Annotated in this window: 16 protein-coding genes; 6 read left to right on the forward strand and 10 right to left on the reverse strand. The window is 57.7% G+C overall.

What is annotated here, in order from left to right:
• Positions 1-32: 32 nt before the first annotated feature.
• The 4 genes from I6L35_RS16535 to I6L35_RS16550 all read right to left on the reverse strand — a co-directional run bounded on the left by I6L35_RS16535 (position 33) and on the right by I6L35_RS16550 (position 5259).
• The gene (locus I6L35_RS16535) at positions 33-2009 is read right to left on the reverse strand and encodes a Lon protease family protein (RefSeq protein ID WP_005336580.1); all 1977 of its coding nucleotides are present in this window, start codon (positions 2007-2009) and stop codon (positions 33-35) included.
• A 915-nt stretch (positions 2010-2924) separates the two neighbouring features.
• The gene (locus I6L35_RS16540) at positions 2925-3233 is read right to left on the reverse strand and encodes a hypothetical protein (RefSeq protein ID WP_216978787.1); all 309 of its coding nucleotides are present in this window, start codon (positions 3231-3233) and stop codon (positions 2925-2927) included.
• Between the two features lie 100 nt (positions 3234-3333).
• The gene (locus tag I6L35_RS16545) at positions 3334-4581 is read right to left on the reverse strand and encodes a tyrosine-type recombinase/integrase (protein ID WP_216980306.1); all 1248 of its coding nucleotides are present in this window, start codon (positions 4579-4581) and stop codon (positions 3334-3336) included.
• Positions 4582-4956: 375 nt separating this feature from the next.
• Positions 4957-5259 carry a YebG family protein gene (locus I6L35_RS16550; protein ID WP_005333111.1) on the reverse strand — a complete coding sequence of 101 codons (303 nt, stop codon included), beginning with the start codon at positions 5257-5259 and terminating at the stop codon, positions 4957-4959.
• 170 nt (positions 5260-5429) lie between these two features.
• On the opposite strand from I6L35_RS16550, the gene I6L35_RS16555 reads away from it, so the two are divergent.
• Positions 5430-6305 (forward strand): triacylglycerol lipase, encoded by an 876-nt coding sequence (locus I6L35_RS16555; protein ID WP_216978788.1) that lies wholly within the window; start codon positions 5430-5432, stop codon positions 6303-6305.
• 90 nt (positions 6306-6395) lie between these two features.
• On the opposite strand, the gene I6L35_RS16560 is transcribed toward I6L35_RS16555, so the two are convergent.
• Complete coding sequence (locus I6L35_RS16560; RefSeq protein WP_206876881.1) at positions 6396-8369, reverse strand: SDR family oxidoreductase; 1974 nt, start codon at positions 8367-8369, stop codon at positions 6396-6398.
• A 248-nt stretch (positions 8370-8617) separates the two neighbouring features.
• On the opposite strand from I6L35_RS16560, the gene I6L35_RS16565 reads away from it, so the two are divergent.
• The 4 genes from I6L35_RS16565 to I6L35_RS16580 all read left to right on the forward strand — a co-directional run bounded on the left by I6L35_RS16565 (position 8618) and on the right by I6L35_RS16580 (position 11929).
• A complete protein-coding gene (locus I6L35_RS16565; RefSeq protein WP_216978789.1) occupies positions 8618-9190 on the forward strand; it encodes a phasin family protein in 573 nt (190 codons plus the stop codon).
• A gap of 94 nt (positions 9191-9284) precedes the next feature.
• The gene (locus I6L35_RS16570; RefSeq protein WP_108612728.1) at positions 9285-10472 is read left to right on the forward strand and encodes a patatin-like phospholipase family protein; all 1188 of its coding nucleotides are present in this window, start codon (positions 9285-9287) and stop codon (positions 10470-10472) included.
• A gap of 1 nt (position 10473) precedes the next feature.
• Positions 10474-11115 carry a TetR/AcrR family transcriptional regulator gene (locus I6L35_RS16575; protein WP_201956796.1) on the forward strand — a complete coding sequence of 214 codons (642 nt, stop codon included), beginning with the start codon at positions 10474-10476 and terminating at the stop codon, positions 11113-11115.
• Between the two features lie 25 nt (positions 11116-11140).
• On the forward strand, positions 11141-11929 hold the full coding sequence (locus tag I6L35_RS16580) for a hypothetical protein (RefSeq protein WP_216978790.1): 789 nt from the start codon (positions 11141-11143) through the stop codon (positions 11927-11929).
• Between the two features lie 115 nt (positions 11930-12044).
• Here the strand turns inward: I6L35_RS16580 and I6L35_RS16585 are convergent, their stop codons facing one another.
• Both I6L35_RS16585 and I6L35_RS16590 read right to left on the reverse strand, forming a co-directional pair.
• Positions 12045-13475, reverse strand: coding sequence for a wax ester/triacylglycerol synthase family O-acyltransferase (locus I6L35_RS16585; RefSeq protein ID WP_216978791.1), 1431 nt, complete (start codon positions 13473-13475; stop codon positions 12045-12047).
• A gap of 255 nt (positions 13476-13730) precedes the next feature.
• Positions 13731-14063, reverse strand: a complete 333-nt coding sequence (locus tag I6L35_RS16590; protein WP_216978792.1) for a polyhydroxyalkanoic acid system family protein — start codon at positions 14061-14063, stop codon at positions 13731-13733.
• 260 nt (positions 14064-14323) lie between these two features.
• On the opposite strand from I6L35_RS16590, the gene I6L35_RS16595 reads away from it, so the two are divergent.
• Complete coding sequence (locus tag I6L35_RS16595; RefSeq protein WP_021230124.1) at positions 14324-15052, forward strand: hypothetical protein; 729 nt, start codon at positions 14324-14326, stop codon at positions 15050-15052.
• Between the two features lie 100 nt (positions 15053-15152).
• Here I6L35_RS16595 and I6L35_RS16600 read toward each other — a convergent pair whose 3' ends face one another.
• The 3 genes from I6L35_RS16600 to prpB are packed head-to-tail and all read right to left on the reverse strand — an operon-like array spanning position 15153 to position 18634.
• The gene (locus I6L35_RS16600; RefSeq protein WP_216978793.1) at positions 15153-16598 is read right to left on the reverse strand and encodes a bifunctional 2-methylcitrate dehydratase/aconitate hydratase; all 1446 of its coding nucleotides are present in this window, start codon (positions 16596-16598) and stop codon (positions 15153-15155) included.
• 10 nt (positions 16599-16608) lie between these two features.
• Entirely contained in the window at positions 16609-17736 is a 1128-nt protein-coding gene (gene prpC, locus I6L35_RS16605; protein ID WP_216978794.1) for a 2-methylcitrate synthase, read from the reverse strand.
• 10 nt (positions 17737-17746) lie between these two features.
• Complete coding sequence (prpB, locus tag I6L35_RS16610) at positions 17747-18634, reverse strand: methylisocitrate lyase (protein ID WP_216980307.1); 888 nt, start codon at positions 18632-18634, stop codon at positions 17747-17749.
• Positions 18635-18660: the final 26 nt, after the last annotated feature.

Below are 18660 nucleotides of genomic sequence, written 5' to 3' on the forward strand. Positions count from 1 at the left end.
CAGTTGTTCGCTAAACAACTCCGATCACTTCATCAGCGGCCAAACAGGCGCCCCAGCAGGGATTGCAGCAGTCCGACTTTGGCAGTGGAGCCGTTCAACTCGTCCAACCGCTCCTGAATACGGCCAAACAGGGTATCGGGCATATCAGGCTCACCGGCGACACAGCCAGTCAGCAACTCGATGGCCTCTTCCACATGATCCACCGGGTGGATGTGGAACTGGCCTGCTTCAACCGCTGCAATCACCTCGTCAGAGAGGTTCAGCTGCTGGATGTTGGTGCCCGGCAAAATGATCCCTTGCTTGCCGGTGATGCCGTGGATTTTGCACACCCGGAAGAAGCCTTCAATCTTCTCGTTCACGCCACCAACGGCCTGCACATTGCCAAACTGATCGACCGCACCGGTCACGGCGAAGTGCTGATAGATAGGCTGGCGGGCGAGGGCAGAGAGCAGGGCACACAAGCCGGTCAGGGAGGCGCTGTCGCCATCAATTTCGTGGTAAGACTGCTCGAACACCAGATTGGCCGACAGGGGGGAGGGGTTCTCTGCACCAAATTTGTTGGAGAGATAGCCGTGGATAATCATCATCGCCTTGGCGTGGATATGACCGGCCAGCTCCGCTTTGCGCTCGATATCCGCCACATCGCCATCACCAAGGTGTACGGTCGCGGTGAGGCGCACCGGCTCGCCGAAGTCATAAGGGTGACCGGAGACCTGAATGACAGACAGGCCGTTGATCTGGCCAATCTCTTCGCCGTCGGTTTGCAGCAGGATCTGGCCGTCGATAACCCCCTGATCGGACTGCTCAACCAGATAGTTGAGGCGGTAATCCTGCTCCTCCAGTGCGCCGCGGATATGCTCGTCGGTGACCACATCAGATTCCAGCTCCCGGGCCAGACTGTCAGCCATCCGCATGATGGCGGAGAGTTGCACTTCGGAGAGCGACAGCCACTCCTGATGGTCACAGAGGCGGCTGGCATGACGACAAAGGGCGGCGAGGGCGGCTGGCGTGAAGTCCAGCAGGCTCCAGCGCTGGCGCAGCCAGGCCAGGTACTGCAGAAATTCCTGCAGATCCTCTTCAATATTGACCTCTGACACCAGATCCGCGCGCAGGAAGATGCGTTCGGACATATCCCGATCCAGCATCTGGAACTCGGCCACGTCCAGTCGGTCACCAACCAGGATCAGCTTGAGCTTGATGGGGGTCGCTTCAGGCGCGAAGAAGGGGGTCAGAGTTTTCCCTTCCTGATAGGCGTTCCAGTCCAGCTCGCCTTTTTGCATGGCATTTTTCAGTTTGAACCAGAGGTGAGGCTGGTCGAGCAGCTCATCCAGTTGCAAGATGAGGTAACCGCCATTGGCTTCGCGCAGCAAGCCAGGCTCCAACAGGTGCTGATTGGCATAGACAGAGCCTTGTTCTGTCTGGTAATTGATGGAGCCAAACAGGGTATCCCAGTTGAGATCGCGGCCATAAATCACCGGCGCTTCCTGCGCTTCGTGGTGGATCAGCAGGTTGATCAGAATGGGGTGCTGGAACTCCAGACCCAATGCCACGTGAGCCGCCAGATCGGAGAGGAAATCATCGATTTTCGGATCATTGTTCTGCTTGCGCATGATGCGGGTCACGATACGTTCGGCATCGAGATGGTGGCTCAACAGCTTGAGCAGCTCGCCAACCATTTCGCAAAACTCGACGCCGGTGCCCGGTTGCAGGCGCAGCCAGATAGGTTTGTAGGGGTTGTTCAGATTTTCGGTGTAGCAGAGATCAAACAGGTCACCGTCCTTGCCATTGGAGTCGGCAATCAACGTTTGGCAAACGCCTTCGTAATCTGCGCCGGGGAACCCGTTGAGCAGCATGACCGGACAGTCACCATCAAAACTGGCAAGACGTTTGATGCCGGAAATGGCTCTGGGTTGCAGTGCAGCAAAGGGGATAGGTTCAAGCTCGCTAAGCTTGGGGAACTGTTCAATCGCAAAAGCGGGTTTTAATTGTTCTGATGTTAATTCAGCCACTTAAGACATCCGGTCGAAGATAGGATCAATTGTTGCCATTATACACAGTTCAATAAGTGGTGACAGGAAACAAGATACTTGATTTAACATAATATACATTATGCGCAGTGTTGGTTAAGAGTAAAACAGAGGGGCCGGAAGGCCCCCAATTCAAAATCACGGCAGTCTATAGCGCCACGAGCATTATCACCAAGTTTAAACAATGTTCGGCCATAGCCATATAGTTCCTGATTTTCTTTCAGTTTCAGCAGGATACTTGGGAAGGTCCACTCTACGGGCTTTCCGCCCAGTTCGGGATTGAACCATACGCAGCAGGTATCATTGCTCTCCTCATCATTCAGCGGCTTGACGGTTATCCTATAGCCACCGCCTGAAAGTGTCACAACTTGAGAAGTATTGGAATCTTTGCATTACTACGCCTTGTTACGCTAATAGCTCTAGCTTAATCAGTATCAAAATGACAATACAGCAAGCAATGAACCTTCACAGAATGCCATAAGGCTTCAGACATTTTTCCAGGGCTGACCCGTCGCACCAGATCGGCCAGACTCAGCACGTCCCCTTGGCCATAAGCTCCTCGAGGGTTGCGACCCGAAATGGTGAACGTTCTCCCATATATTTTTTTCTCTCTTCTGGTGTGGGCCTACTCTGTGAGACATGTTGAAGGTCAATTTTAACCTTGGTTTCACAAATTATGCCGATAACCCCATTTATCGGCATCACCATCCTAGTCCTTATCAACGTTGTTTTGCTCTGAGCTATCTGGAGCGGCTCTCACGAACCTGACCCCATTACGCTTATAAATATGAAAGTCAGGATGTTTTCCTTCGTGTATATCTTCAATAAGCCTTTACGAGGGCCTGTCCCCCGCCCAGGAATGGTGTAGGTTTGGTTTTCGCCGTTCTTCCCATCTTGTTACCACGAATATTCTTTGCCACGTGCATCCCCTGTTTGAGCACCATGCTTCATACGGATATTGATGCGGTTCTGGCGAAAAAAGAACTCAATGATAACAACCTTGCCTTGTGAGAGATAATGCCCCTCCCCTTTGGTTTGCGTGAGCATGGTGGGGGTGAGCTGTAGAGATAACAAGATATAGCAATCGCCCCCTCCCATTGGTCGATATTCTGAAACCACAAATGTCGTATTTTGAGACAAGCGTTCACTATTAAAATGCTTGAACAATATGTGTATTGGGCTCCCCTTTTCACAGTGGGCAGCCATTGCACTCACTCCGATTGACAGGGATATATTGTAAAATGACGTGGTTCAAGGTGATGCCATTCCATTTCTTCTCTCTTCGTTATCTCTCACTAGTGTGCTTTTATCGCAATCTGTCGAGCGGTTTTTGCTGTGCACTCTCATGGCGCTCGCTTTGGCTTGTGTGCAGGTATTTGGAGGTAGTGTCGATACTGTCGTGGCCCGCATCAGCTTGTACGTGGGAAAGTGGTCGGCCGTTGAGGTTGATGTCATGAGTGATCCCGGTGTGGCGAATAGCGTGGGGAGAGAGTTGCCGCATTTCGGCACCATCCTGATAAAAGCCATCCAGCTCGGCAAGCTCGGCACCTTTGGTTATCACCGCTTGTATCAGCTCACGCAGCTGACGTATCCCTAAATTGGCATTAAGTTCTCCCTGCTCCCGGCCGTGGGCTGCCGCTTTATGACGGATAAAAAGCGGAGTCTGCTCGTTGGGTGCCGGCAAGGGCGAGAGTCCCAGAAACGTGCGATAACGTTCGAGTGCTTGAAGCAGCGCCTGTGAAACGGCAACAGTGCGGCGCTTGCCCCCCTTGCTACTGGGTATGTAGTAACCCCAGACGCCGGTTTTGCGATCCCGCCTGAACTGCCCCATCACAGGGGTAAAGCCCGGCCGGGCTGCAACCTCAGAGATCCGCAGATAGCAAGCGTACATCAGAATGGTGAGAAAACGGCTGCGCTCGTGCTGCTCCGGATGGTCGTTGGCAAGGGTATCGGCGGCCTGCATCACGTATGACCACTGCAACTCGCTGAAGGCCTGCACCTGATCATCGGCCTCCTGCTGTTGCGGCCGTTTGACCCGCTGCAGTAGCAGAGCGGGATTCCTGTCCATGTACTCCTCCTGGATCAGGAACTGGAAGAAGGCCGACAGGATGGCGAGCTTGGTCTTCATCGCCTGCTCGCTAAGACGGTAGGGCAAGGTGCGGCCCAGTTCCCGCTTGCCCAAAAACGGTCGCCATTGCGGATTGGGCAACCGCTCCCCCCACTCCTTGTCTAGGACAAATTGCGCCACGTTGCGATAGGCGATTAACTCTTCAGGTGGCGACTGACAGTAGTCGAGATAGCGGATCATGATGCGGCGAGTGAGATCTTTCGGGCTGATGGCCGCCTCGCAAAAGCACCAGTGCAAAAAGGTGGTCAGTTCGCTGCGATAGGTTTTGTAGTTGTTTTCGCTGTTGCGCTGCTCCAGCAACCAATCGACCGCCAGCTCGTAAACCAGCCCGGCATCGGGCACATCGTTGAGGCTGAGGTTGGCAAGGTACTGATTGACCTGCGGGTTGCCAGTTTCCAGATAGATAAGACTGTCAAACAGCGGCATGGCCGGCGGCAAGGATAATGGGTGTTGAGTCATGGTGTTGCTTGTTGATGATGAATCGATATGTGCCTGTGAGCCGAGATGATAAAAAAGGGCTCGTGATAGATGAATGCTGCTTCTGCTAGTTTTTGTTCTGTCTCTTGTTATTGCTGATTGAGGTCACCGGGAGCGATCTGGATAACGATCTCTCCACTGTTTGCTCATTATTTCCTCATAGATCTGGCTGGTTTCGCTCAGTTGTGTACGCTATTCAGTTATGCATGGGATATGCATCTTTGTTAAAAAACTCTCGGGATAAATAGCCGTAAAAATGGATTTAAATGCAATTAAAGTGAATGGTGTGAGCTATTTATCCCGAGAAATAGCAGGTCTGTGCAATCAGGCAACCTGTTTGAGTGGCTTCTCCTTGCGCTTGGCCGCTGGAGCCTCTTCTTCCTTCGTGCCTGCCTGAACCTTGCCGCCACGCAGCAGGGTTTGCAGCACATCACGCTGCTCTGCCAGGTAGAATGCCAGACTCTCTTGCTGCTCTGGTGCCAGCTCGATCGGGGCGCCAGCCAACAGAGTCATCAACTCGTCGGCCGTATCCAGCAGCTTGTCATAGGCATCGGCCTCTTTTTTGCTGGCAAAGGTCATTTTTTCCACTCCCCCACGAACAACCACATATTTGATCTCGACAGCCATGATGGCCTCCTCTTGGTGATAATGGATAGAGTATATGTATGGATATACAGTATTGCAAATAGCCTCACCGGAAAAGAGTTCGCCGGGGTTTAGCGACAAAAGCCGCGCTGGATCAAGCTGTCTCAAAGTGTCATTTGACTTCCACGTCAGACTGGTCGGATCATGGCCTTATGACGATCGTACGACACCTGTTTATCCTGCTGATGGTAGAGGTGCTGCTCCTTGGGAGTATCGCCCACTTGGTCGTGGGACTCCCCTGGTTGCTGACCCTGCTGTTTGTGGTGTTTTCCCTGCTTGGGGTGCGCTGCCTGGTGGTGCTCGGTAGCTGGCTGTTTACCCGCTTCTACCCCTCCCCGGCTATCGGCCTTTGGCGCAGGGTGAAGATGATGGCGCAGGAGATGCTGGCCTACCTCTACACCTTCACCTTGTTGCTACCGTTTGAGCCTTTGCTGATGGCACCCGATCGGCTGCGTCCATGCCAGCGCCCCGTATTGCTGGTGCATGGTTACGGTTGCAGTCGCGGGATCTGGCGCACCCAGCGCGCCCAACTGGAGGCCGCAGGCCATGTGGTCGCCACCATTACCCTGATGCCACCATTTGGTCATATCGATGAGATGGTGCCGCTACTGGGCAAGCGAATTGACGATGTGCTCGCGCAAACTGGGGCTGACAAGCTGGTGCTGGTCGGTCACAGTATGGGCGGGCTGGTCTGCCGCGACTATCTGGCTATCCATGGTGGTGACAAGGTAGAGTGCCTGGTCACCCTGGCCACCCCCCATCAGGGCAGTCAGCTTGCCGCCCTTGGGCTTGGGGCCAATGCCCGTGAGATGGAGCCCGGTTCCGGCTGGTTGCAGCGTTTCGCCTCGGTTCCTCTCTGCGTACCCGGCATCTCGGTGCGCACCAGTCACGACAATGTGGTGATGCCGCAGGAGCGGCAACGCTTGGCGGGAATGGAAGATATCGAGTTGCCTGCCATTGGCCATCTCTCTCTGCTCTACTCGCGCCGCACGACTGATCTGCTGCTTTATCTGCTGTCCCGAGTCTGACCCTCCTTAACCGTTCTTCAACTGCTATTCCAAATAAAACAGGGGCCTGATTGCTCAGGCCCCTGTTGATCTCTTTATCCCATCACCCGGTTAGAAGTGTATCCCCTTGATCAGGGTCGAGACGGCAACCTGATCGGCGGTGGCCTTGGATTTGTCGCCATCCTTGGGATCGGCAAAGGTGCGGAAGCTGGTGTTCATGATGACCTGAGCGACACGCGGAGCCAGAGCGTGAACCACCTGACCAAATACCCCGAGGCGTGTGGCCAGTCGCACATGCTTGTTGATGATGGTATCGCACACCAGATCGGCCGCCTCTTCCGGCGTCATCATCGGTACCTGCTCATAGACCTTGGTCGGCGCGACCATCGGCGTTTTCACCAGCGGCATATTGATGATGGAGAAGCTGACCCCTTTATCGGCAAACTCGGAGGCGGCGGTACGCACCCAGGCATCGAGGGCCGATTTGGAGGCAACATAGGCGGAGAAGCGCGGCGCATTGGTCAACACCCCGATGGAGGAGATGTTGATGATGTGCCCTTTTTTCTTCTCAATCATGGTGGGCAGTACCCCCATGATCACCTTGAGCGCACCGAAGTAGTTGAGCTGCATGGTGCGCTCCAGATCGTGGAAGCGATCGAAGGAGTCCTCGATGGAGCGGCGGATGGAGCGGCCGGCATTGTTGACCAGAATATCGACGCCACCGTGATCGGCCACGATGCGAGCGGTGATCTCCTCGGCCTGCGCCAGATTGGAGAGATCCCCCTGATAGATTTCGATGGTCAGCCCCAGCTCGGCAAACTCCGCTTTAGTCTCGGCAATCTTCTGCTCGTCGCGAGCGATGGTAACGACGTTGGCCCCCGCACCCGCCAGCTTGCGCGCGGTTGCACGACCAATGCCGGAGGTGGCTCCGGTCACCAGCACCACCTTGCCTTCTACCCGACCACGCAGGGAGCGATCGATGAAGAGCTCCGGGTCGAGGTGGCGCTCCCAGTAATCCCATAACCGCCAGGCGTAGCTGTGCAGCGGTGGCACTTCGATACCGGTCCCTTTCAGTACCCGCTGGGTTTCGCGACTGTCGAAACGGGTGGGATAGCTGATAAGGCGGAACACATCCTTGGGCAGACCCAGATCGGCGATGGCGGCATCGCGGATGCGGCGCACCGGCGCCATGGTCATCAGCATGGCGGTCAGGTGGCGGGGAATGAAATTAAAGAGAGAGGCGTTGATGCGGATCGCAGGCTCCGGCGCATGGGCGGCGCGGGAGAAGGTGCTCAGCATGTCGCCGACCCGCATCGGGTTGGGGTCGGTCAGGTGGAAGGTCTTGTTCTCCTCGCCCTCCTGATGGGCAATATGCACCATGGCATCGACCACAAAGTTGACAGGCACTATGTTGATGCGCCCGCCCTCAACCCCGATGGCGGGCATCCAGGGCGGCAGCAGGCGACGCAGCTTCTGGATGGTCTTGAAGAAGTAGTAAGGGCCGTCAATCTTGTCCATCTCGCCGGTATTGGAGTCACCTACAACGATCCCCGGTCGGTAGACCCGCCACGGAATAGTGCACTCGTTTCGCACAATCCCTTCCGCTTCGTGCTTGGTCTGGAAGTAAGGCATGTCGAGGTGTTCGGCCTCATCGAACATGTCCTCGCGAAACAGACCGTCAAACAGGCCCGCTGCAGCGATGGAGCTGCAGTGGTGGAACTGCCCCGCCCCCAGCCGCTCGGCAAGTTGAACAGCCTGACGGGTCCCTTCGGTGTTGACCTGCTGCTGGATCCCGGCCTTGGCGTTCAGATCATAGATAGCAGCCAGATGGAAGAAGTGGTCTATCTTGCCGATCAACTGTTCCTGTATCTCGACCGATACCCCCAGCAGCGGTTGCGTCATGTCGCCAAAAACCGGGACTGCGCGCGATTCATCCACATTCCAGAATGCAAATAACTCCGGCAATTTATCCTGATGAGAGGCGCGCATCAGAAAATAGACGATACAGTCGGGATGCTGTTGGAATAACTTTTTGATCAATCGACGCCCGATAAAACCACTACCGCCAGTAATGAAATAGTTCATAAAGAGAATCCTGCTACTGATTAGGGTGTTACTAGGTTGTTAGATATATCACGATTCATATGGGAATCCGCAATTTGATTGTCGGTTCGTGAGCAAACCCTAATTTCGGTGGTGTGCCTGTTCCGTTATTAGGTAGAACCCTCTATTTTTTGTCCCTAGACTGAAGTTGAAAAATCAGTAATGCCACAACCCGATTGCAGTTTCGTTGTCGCCATTACATTTAACTGTCGTTATTCAAGGAGAAGATCATGGCTAAGAAATTGAAAGCGCTGGCAGGGTCAGTGACCGACAACCAACTCACCTCCACCATCAAGGAGTCCACCCAGCAGATCTGGTTGGCGGGTCTGGGTGCCTATGCCAAGGCGCAGGAAGAGGGTGGCAAGATCTTTGAAGCCCTGGTGCAGGAAGGTGAAGCGCTGCAAGCAAAAACCCGTCAGAGCGCAGATGAGAAGATTGCCGCTGTGACCGACAAGACTGCCAATACCTGGGGCCGTCTGGAGCAGGTGTTCGAAGAGCGCGTGGCCCGCGCTGTGGCCAGCCTCGGCATTCCGACCCGTAAGGATATCGACAAGCTCTCCAAGCGCATGGCCGAGCTGACCGACGTGGTCCAGCAACTGCTGGATGCACAGGAAGAGGAAGCCCCGGCCGCAGAAGCCAAACCGGCTGCCGCCAAAAAGCCCGCTGCCCGCAAGCCTCCGGTAAAGAAGGCACCGGTAGCCAAGGCTAAAGAGGCCGTAGTTGAGCAGGCCGCCGATCTCCTCTCCGCTGCGGAAGATGCGGTGAAAGAGGTGAAGGCCAAAGCAGAGAGCGTCCTGCCCTGATCCCTCGCGGTGACGGAAGGTGATTGATACCGGCCCATGCCCTGCGCTGGGCCGGTCTTGTCATGGTGAATGTCATGGATAGAGAGGCGACGCTATGAGTACCATCGCAATTGCCCTTGCTGGCGGCGGGCCGCTCGGCGGCATCTACGAGATCGGTGCCTGTGCTGCCCTCTCTGACAGCATCAGTGGCTTGCGCCTTGACCATGCCGATATCTATGTCGGCGTCAGTTCGGGGGCCGTGGTGGCATCGGCGCTGGCCAACGGCATCTCGCCGGCTAAGCTGGTGCGGATCCTGCTCAGCGATGATTCGGGGGAGATGTTTGACCCGGCCACCTTGCTGCGCCCCGCCTTTCGTGAATATGCCGACCGCCTGACCTCGATCCCGCCACTGGCGTGGCAGAGCCTGACCTACTATCTGGCGGCGCCCTGGAAGCGGAGCCTGTTTGAGTCGCTGCAAGGGCTCTCCAAGGCCATTCCGACCGGACTGTTCGACAACCGCGGGGTGGATCGTACCCTGACCCAGTTTTTCTCTCGCCCCGGCCGCAGCAACGATTTTCGCCAGCTGCGCAGCCGACTGTTTGTGGTCGCTACCGAACTCGACACCGGTCATCCGGTTGCCTTCGGTAGCCCGGGGCTCGATGACGTGCCCATCTCGGCGGCGGTACAGGCGTCAGCCGCTCTGCCCGGCCTCTTCCCCCCTTCATTGATTAACGGGCGTTACTATGTGGACGGGGCGCTGATCAAGACCCTGCACGCTTCGGTAGCGCTGGAAGAGGGGGCGGATCTGGTGTTCTGCATCAATCCGCTGGTGCCCTATGATGCGGACATGGCCGCCGGCGCGCCGACCAATCTGGTGGACAGCGGTCTGCCGGTGGTGCTGGCCCAGACTTTTCGCGCCATCATCCACTCCCGCATGCATGTGGGGATGGATCGCTACAAGCACCAATATCCGGACGCCGACGCCCTGCTGTTTGAGCCCTCTTCTGCCGATGGTGAGATGTTCTTCACCAATGTATTCAGTTACCGGGATCGCCGCCGTCTCTGCGAGCACGCTTACCAGCATACCCGCCGCGATCTCTGGCAGCGTCGTGACGAGCTGGCGCCGGTGCTTGCCAAGCATGGCCTCGAGCTCAATCTGGCCGCGCTGGCCGATGAAGATCGCACCCTGCTGGCCCCCGGCATTGGCTCGGTTGCCGCCCTCGACAAGTCGCTGGAGCAGCTGCAGCACTGGCTTGCCAAACGCTATCGCCACGGCGTGCGTCGTTCATCACCAAAGGAGTAGCATGGATCGCAAACCCAAACGCCGTACCCGGGAGCGGATCCTGACCACTGCCCTCGCCTGCTTCAATCGACAAGGGGAACCCAGCGTCACCACCTCGGCTATTGCGGCCGAGATGGAGATCAGCCAGGGCAATCTCTACTACCACTTCCACAACAAGGAGGAGATCGTCAACGCCCTGTTCTGCGAATTTGAACAGCAGATGGATCGCCTGCTGGAGGCGGTCAGCACCCCGTCCGATGAGCCCGAAGATATCTGGCTCTTTCTCCACCTGATGTTTGAAGCCGTCTGGCAGTACCGTTTCCTCTACTACGATATCGCGACCCTGATGAGTGGTTATCATCAGGTGGAACAGCGCTTTTCCGCCCTGCTGCGCCGCAAGGAGCAGACCGCCATCGCCATTTGCAACCATCTGCAAACGGTCGGGCTGATGGAGGGCACGACGCAACAGATGCGCACGCTGGCGGCCAATGTGGCGCTGGTGGGCACATTCTGGATCTCTTACCAGCGGGCACTGCACCCCAAGGCGGACGCCGATATCGCCCTCGGCGTCTTTCAGGTGATGCAGCTGGTCGCACCCTATTTGCGGGCCGATGCCCGCGCTCATCTGGGCGCCCTCGCCCATCACTACACCGACAAGGTTTGATTCACATGCTACAGGGAGAACAAGCATGACCACTTCACAACTCGAATTTGTCCCCTTCCCCTACGCGGATGCGGCCTATGACTATGCTGGCCAGAAGCTGGCGGACAACTGGGATCGTCTCCATCAGGGGGATGCCGAACCTTGGCCCGAGGATGAGCAGGTACAGGATGCCTGGCGGGCCTATCATGCCGGGGATTTTGCCCGAGCTGTCGCCCTTGGCGAAGCGGCCGGTGAGGCGGGCCTCAATGTGGCGAACAAAGCGCTGGTGATCCACGCCAGCTACCTGCTGGAGGACAAGTATGCCAAGCGCGCCGCCTTCGAACGGGCAGCCAGCCATGCCGAGCAGCTGCAAAAGCGCCAGCCCAAGAACGCCAACGCCTGGTATTTCCACGCTCTGGCACTCGGGCGATACAGTCAGGTGATCTCCATCTCCAAGGCCCTCTCGCAAGGGATTGGCGACAAGATCAAGGCAAGCCTGGAAAAGGCGCTGGAGATCGAACCCGACCACGCGGAAGCCCATATCGCCTTTGGCGCCTGGCACGCCGAGATCGTCGACAAGCTGGGTGCCATGATCGGCGGCCTCACCTATGGTGCCAAGAAGGAGGAGTCCGAGCGTCACTTCAAGGAGGCGCTGGCGCTGATCCCCGAATCGGCTATCGCCCGCATGGAGTACGCCAACGCTCAGGTGATGCTGCACGGCAAGAGCCGCCTGAAAGCGGCCGAAGCCCTCTATGCCGAAGCGGCCGAATGCGAACCCATGGATGCCATGGAGCGCCTCGATGTGGAGGCGGCGCGGGAAGAGCTGGAGGATTAACCGCCACTCTTGCCACGGATAGACAACAAAACAAGAGGCCAACCCGCGGGTTGGCCTCTTTTATGATGGGTGCAGTCCGGTTGGCTACGCCGTCACTGGTCGCTCAAATGCTCGCTCAACCGAGCAGCGCATCCAGTCCGTTGGGGTCAAACAATAGCTCCGGCTCCATCAGCACCAACAACAGCAGTTGCTCGAACTCCACCGCAAACCGCTCGACCACCCGATCCGGATCCGGTACCAGCTTCTTGTCGGTGATAAGGCCCAGCTGCACCTTGTGATCGTAAGAGAGGATGGAGACGCCGACGCCGATATCCCCCGATTGCGGCACCCAGAACAGCGGCTGACGCAATTTTGCTCCAGCCAGATAGAGGGTCTGCTGCGGGCCAGGCACATTGGTGATCACCGCACTGGCCTTGGCCGTGAGCAGCTCGACGGCCTGCTGTTGCACCGCATTGGGGGCCATGCCAAGGGCATGTAACAGGTTGAGCACTACTACGGGTTGTAGCGAGGTGCGTAGCGCCTGCATCCGGTCACGCACGGTATAGAGCCGCTGTAACGGGTGTTCAACATCCAGTGGCAAGTCCAGGGCCACCAGCCCGAAGCGGTTGCCCAGCGCCCCCTCATCGTCCGGTGCACGCATATTGACTGGCACCAGGGCGCGGATCTTGACCTTGTTGGCATCATCCCCTTTCTCCTGCAGGTAGTGGCGAAACGCCCCTGCGGTGGCGGCGATCAGCAGATCGTTGACCGAGCAGCCCAGCACCTTGCCCACGGCCTTGATATCCGGCAGATCAATTTGTTCCGACCAGGCCACCCGCTTGGTGCTGGTGGTCTTGCCACGCAGGCGGCAGGGTGAATCATCACCGAGGGTGGCGATATTGCACAGCTCGCTCGCCACATCCCGCCCGGTCTTGAGGTAATCCACCGCCTTGGTGGGATGGGTGACCACTTCGACATATTTGGACCAGAGGCTACCGGTCAGCTTGAGACCGGCCCGCACCAGACGGCTGCCCTGGTGGCAATCCTCCTCATCCTCGTCATCTCTGTCATCCAGTGGCTCCGGTGACGGTGGTCGCGGCGCCCCTTCCGGGGTGTTATCCATCATGGTCAGCATGGCCCGAACCAGCGAGAAGCCATCGCCCATGGCGTGGTGAATGCGCACCACCAGCGCTTGCCCACCCAGCGACGTGTCGGTCAGGTGCATATCCCACAAGGGGCGCTGGTGGTTGAGCGGCGTCGAGGCGAGATCGGCCACCAGCTTCTCCAGCTCCAGCTTGCCTGCTTCACCTGGCAGGATCACTCGCTTGAGGTGCTGATCGAGATCGAAATCGGGATCATGACGCCAGTAGTAGGAGCCCCCCTCCAGCACGGCCCGCTGGTGGAAGCGGGGTTGCACCGAAATGGTGTGGCGCAATCCGGCCCGCAGACGCGTTTCATCAAGCTCTCCTTCAAACATCAGAACACCGATGATCTGCATCAGGTTGTTGGGTCTGTCCATGCGTAACCAGGCGGTATCGACGCAGGAGATAAATTCACTCAGTGGCATGGTTGTTTCCCTACAAAATGAATTTACCGAGGCGGCAAATTGCTCAAGTCCTCATATCCTGATGAAGGCTTGATGCAATCAGAATGACATTAATGAGTGCCGACTCGAAATATGAAATAAAGATGAAAGATTACTTGGAAAATAGAATCGAGACCTTGCCAGATAATAAGCCTGACAAACCATATGGCTTGCCAACTTATTTCAAACAGCCATCGTTTACAGCTGGTTTATTTAAAACCGGTGCAACGAAGAGTTTCAAACACGTTTGGGGCAAGGTAAGCGATTGTCGACATAATCGAGGATCTCCTGCTCCAGTACGCTGCGTACCGGCAACAGCATCAAACCAAGATGCACTTCCAGTTCCAGGGTATCTTCGTCCAGGGTGAGAGTGCCATGTACCCCTGAGCCGCGAAAACGAAGCTCGGTCTCCTCTTCATCTGCCCATTCGCAATCGAGTTGATAGCTCTCGTTCATGTCAGCAGCGATGGCTTCGGCCGCGAGCCGGGCGGCGGCCAATCCCAGTGGATGCTGACGGCTGATCTGAATGATAGAGAGTGCGCTGGTGCCAGCGAGCGAGTTGAAGAACATGGTTGTTACTCTGGGTCAGAAGATATTTATTGATATTAAACACATGTTCACAACAAGTGAAAGGGCCGTTCACATAAATGGGACTCACTTAACAGAGTCGAGAGGCATGAAGGCCATCAGCGGGGCATGGCATTTATTCCCTATCCTTTGCGCGCTACACTTGTCACGTAACATTCAGCAAAAGCTGCTTGTTTTTCATTCACTTGTATCTTCGTATCACCCAATCCCCATCAATGGGCCCCAAGGCCAGAGAGCTGTAGATGACGCATCAAGAACATGCCCACGACGACGATAGTACCCTGGGTCGGCTCTACCGCCAGCTCAAGCGGGTTGCAGCCTTGCGCGAGCAGATGCGTGCTCATCCGGAAGATCAGCAGGATCGGGATCGGCTACGCCAGTGGCAGGCCGACCGGCTGGGGCGCACCCACAGGGATCTGCTGGAGAGTGACCGCTACGGCCCTGCCGCCGAGTTTTTCCTGACCGATCTCTATGGCCCCGGGGATTGCGCCCGCCGCGATGCGGACGTGATGCGGGTGATGCCAACCGCCGAGCGACTGTTGCCGGAGTCCGGCCTCAAGGTGCTGGCGCAGGCGATTGAGCTCGACGCTCTCTCCGAAGAGCTGGACTATCTGATGGTGGTGGCGCTGCGGCGCATTGATGGCATTGATCCCATTACGCCAGACCACTACACCATCGCCTATCGTGCCGTGGGTGAACAGGCGCGCCGTGAACATCAGATTGCATTGGTGAGCGAGCTTGGCATGACGCTGGACAGGCTGGCGAGAAAGCCGCTGCTGGGGGCAACCCTCAAGCTGGTCTCGGGCCCGGCCCATCTGGCGGGGCTTGGCGAGCTATTCTCTTTTGTCGAGCGCGGCTATCAGGTGTGTCATCAGATGGGGCGTGCCAACGAGTTTCTCGAAACCATCGCCAGTCGCGAGACGGCCATCATGACGGCGCTCTTTAACGGCGACAGCAGTGCGCTGGGGTAAGGCTTACGCGAGGGATAAGCCGCCAGAATAACAAAGCGGGCCGATGAGCCCGCTTTTCGTTTATCACTGTTTGCCGATATGTTGCCCAATGCAAGAGCGATCAGATCACCAGCAGATCCATAAAGGCGTGTACCGGGGTGGCTGCAAGCCGTGGCCCATCCTGACAGAGGGCAAGGATGTCGCTGACCCGTTTGGCCGGGAAGCGGGTGGCCAGATTGTGCTGGAATTTATCCACCAGCAGCGGGATCCCCTCCTCCCGACGGCGACGATGGCCGACCGGATACTCCACCTCCACCTTGGCGGTGTGAGTACCGTCCTTGAAGAAGATCTGGATGGCGTTGGCAATGGAGCGCTTGTCCGCCTCCAGATATTCGTGGCTGTAGCGTTTGTCCTCCTGCACCACCATCTTGCTACGCAGCGCGTCGATGCGGGGATCGGCCGCCACGTCATCCTCGTAATCCTCGGCGATCAGGCGCCCAAAGATCAGCGGCACCGCCACCATGTACTGCAGGCAGTGGTCCCGATCGGCCGGGTTATTGAGGGCACCCACCTTGCTGATGATGCGAATGGCCGACTCATGGGTGGTGAGTTCGATGCGGTCGATCTCATCCAGCCGCCCCTTCACCTGACCGTGCAGTTTCATGGCGCACTCAACCGCGGTTTGGGCATGGAACTCGGCGGGATAAGAGATCTTGAACAGCACGTTCTCCATCACATAGCTGCCGTACCCCTGATGCAGGGCGAACTGGTTGCCCTTGAACAGCACATCGTAGAAGCCCCACTTGGGGGCGCTCAGCACACCGGGATAGCCCATCTCGCCGCTCATGGTGATAAGGGCGAGGCGCACCGCGCGAGAGGTGGCATCCCCTGCCGCCCAGCTCTTGCGCGATCCCGCATTGGGGGCATGGCGGTAGGTACGCAGGCTCTGGCCATCGACCCAGGCCTGGGAGACCGCATCGATTACCTGATCGCGGGTGCCACCCAGCATATGAGTCACCACGGCGGTGCTGGCGACCTTGACCAGCACCACGTGATCGAGACCGACCCGGTTGAAGGAGTTCTCCAGCGCAAGCACCCCCTGAATTTCGTGGGCTTTGACCATGGCCACCAGCACATCGCTCATGGTGAGCGGCGCCTTGCCCTCGGCCACGCGAGTACGGGAGAGCCAGTCGGCGGTGGCCAGAATGCCCCCCAGATTGTCGGAGGGGTGACCCCACTCGGCGGCCAGCCAGGTGTCGTTGTAATCGAGCCAGCGGATGATGGCGCCGATATCCCAGGCCGCCTTGACGGGGTCGAGGCAGAGCTGGGTACCGGGCACCCGGGCACCATGGGGTACCAGTGTCCCGGGGACTATAGGGCCAAGGTGCTTGGTGCACTCGGGAAAGCGCAGGGCCAAGAGGCCACAGCCGAGCGTATCCATCAGGCAGTAGCGGGCGGTGTCGAGGGCCGCCTCGCTGGTAATGGGGTGGTTGCAGACATAATCGGCAATATCGACCAGCACCTGATCGGGCTCGGGTCTGTGGTTGACGTCGACGTTGGCGGACATCGTGATTTCCTTATCGTTGTTGTAGAGAGACAAAGTGACGGGGGGCCGGGCCGACATAATCGGCGCTCGGGCGGATGATCCGGTTGTGCTCGCGCTGCTCCATCACGTGGGCGCACCAGCCGCTGACCCGCGAGCAGACGAAGATGGGGGTGAACAGCTTGGTCGGGATCCCCATGTAGTGATAGGCGCTGGCGTGGAAAAAGTCGGCGTTGGGAAAGAGCTCTTTCTCCTCCCACATCACCTTCTCCGCCTCGCAGGAGACGCGATAGAGGCGATCATCCCCTACCGCCTCGGCGAGCTTGGCCGACCACTCCTTGATGATGACGTTGCGTGGATCCGAGGTGCGGTAGATGGCGTGGCCAAAGCCCATGATCTTCTCCTTGGCCGCCAGCTTGGCCAGCAGTTCGCGCCTTGCCTGCTCTTCATCCTGCCAGTGTTCGATCATCGCCATGGCCGCCTCGTTGGCACCGCCATGGAGCGGGCCGCGCAGGGTGCCGATGGCCGCGGTGATGCAGGAGAACATGTCAGAGAGCGTCGAGGCGCAAACCCGTGCCGCAAAGGTGGAGGCGTTGAACTCATGCTCGGCGTAGAGGATGAGGGAGACATGCATCACCCGCCGCTCTAGCTCGCTCGGCGCTTTCTGGTGCAGCAGCGCGAGGAAATGGCCACCGATACACTCTTCATCGCTGTCGAGGGCAATGCGAACGCCTTCATGGCTGAACTTGTACCAGTAGATCAGAATGCCTGGAAAGGCAGCCAGCAGCCGATCCGCCACTTCGTGTTCATGCTCGAAACCATCTTCCGGCTCCAGATCGCCGAGCATGGAGCAGCCAGTGCGCAGCACATCCATCGGATGGGCATCGGCGGGAATGCGTTCCAGCACTTCCAGCAGCGGCTGGGGCAAGGTGCGCAGGCGGCGCAGCTCGCGTTTGTAGGCGTCAAGCTGCTGCTCATCGGGCAACTCCCCCTTGAGCAGCAGATAGGCAACCTCCTCGAACTGGGCGCTGTCGGCCAGCTCCTTGATGTCGTAACCGCGATAGGTAAGACCGGTGCCGCTCTTGCCCACGGTGCAGATACTGGTCTCCCCTGCGCTTTGACCGCGCAGCCCTGCCCCGCCCAACGGTTTTTGCTGTCCCATAAGCTGCCTCCTATTCCTTGGCTGAAAACAGACGATCCAGTGTCTGCTCGTAGTGGTGATATCCGAGAAAGTCGTAGAGTGACTCCCGGGTCTGCATGGTCTCCACGACGGCCCTTTGATGACCATCCTGGCGAATATGGTGATAGACGTTGAGGGCGGCCTGATTGGCGGCGCGGTTGGCACTCAAGGGGTATAGCACCATGTCGACCCCGTGGGCGGCGAGCTGCTCCTTGTCAAACAGCTCGGTTTTGCCGAACTCGGTCATGTTGGCGAGGATCGGCACTTTGGCCGCCTGCTTGAACTGGTCGTACTGGGCAAGTTCGGTCACCGCCTCGGCGAAGATCATGTCGGCACCGGCGGCCACATAGGCGGCAGTGCGTTCAAGAGCCGACTCCATCCCCTCCACCGCCAACGCATCGGTGCGAGCCATGATGACGAACTCGCTATTCTCGCGGGCATCCACTGCTGCTTTTATCCGATCACACATCTCCTCCAGCGACACCACCGCCTTGTTGGGGCGATGACCACAACGCTTCTGGGCCACCTGATCTTCCATGTGCACAGCCGCAACCCCGGCTCGCTCGAACGCACGAATGGTGCGGGCGATATTGAATGCCCCGCCCCAGCCTGTGTCGATATCGACCAGTAGCGGAACACGGGTCGCCGCTGTGATCCGTTCGGCATCGATCAGCACGTCGTTGAGGGAGGTCATACCGAGATCCGGCAAGCCGTAGGAGGCATTGGCCACTCCGGCGCCGGAGAGATAGAGGGCTTGAAAACCGCTGCGCTCGGCCATCCGCGCCATATAGGCATTGATGGTGCCGACGATCTGCAGGGGATGTTCATTGGCAAGGGCGGTGCGAAATCGCAGGCCTGCCGAGGGGGACAAACTGGACATCATGACTCCTTTCACCTGTCTAGTCT

This window comes from Aeromonas sp. FDAARGOS 1405, from assembly GCF_019048265.1.
GTDB lineage: Bacteria > Pseudomonadota > Gammaproteobacteria > Enterobacterales > Aeromonadaceae > Aeromonas > Aeromonas veronii_A.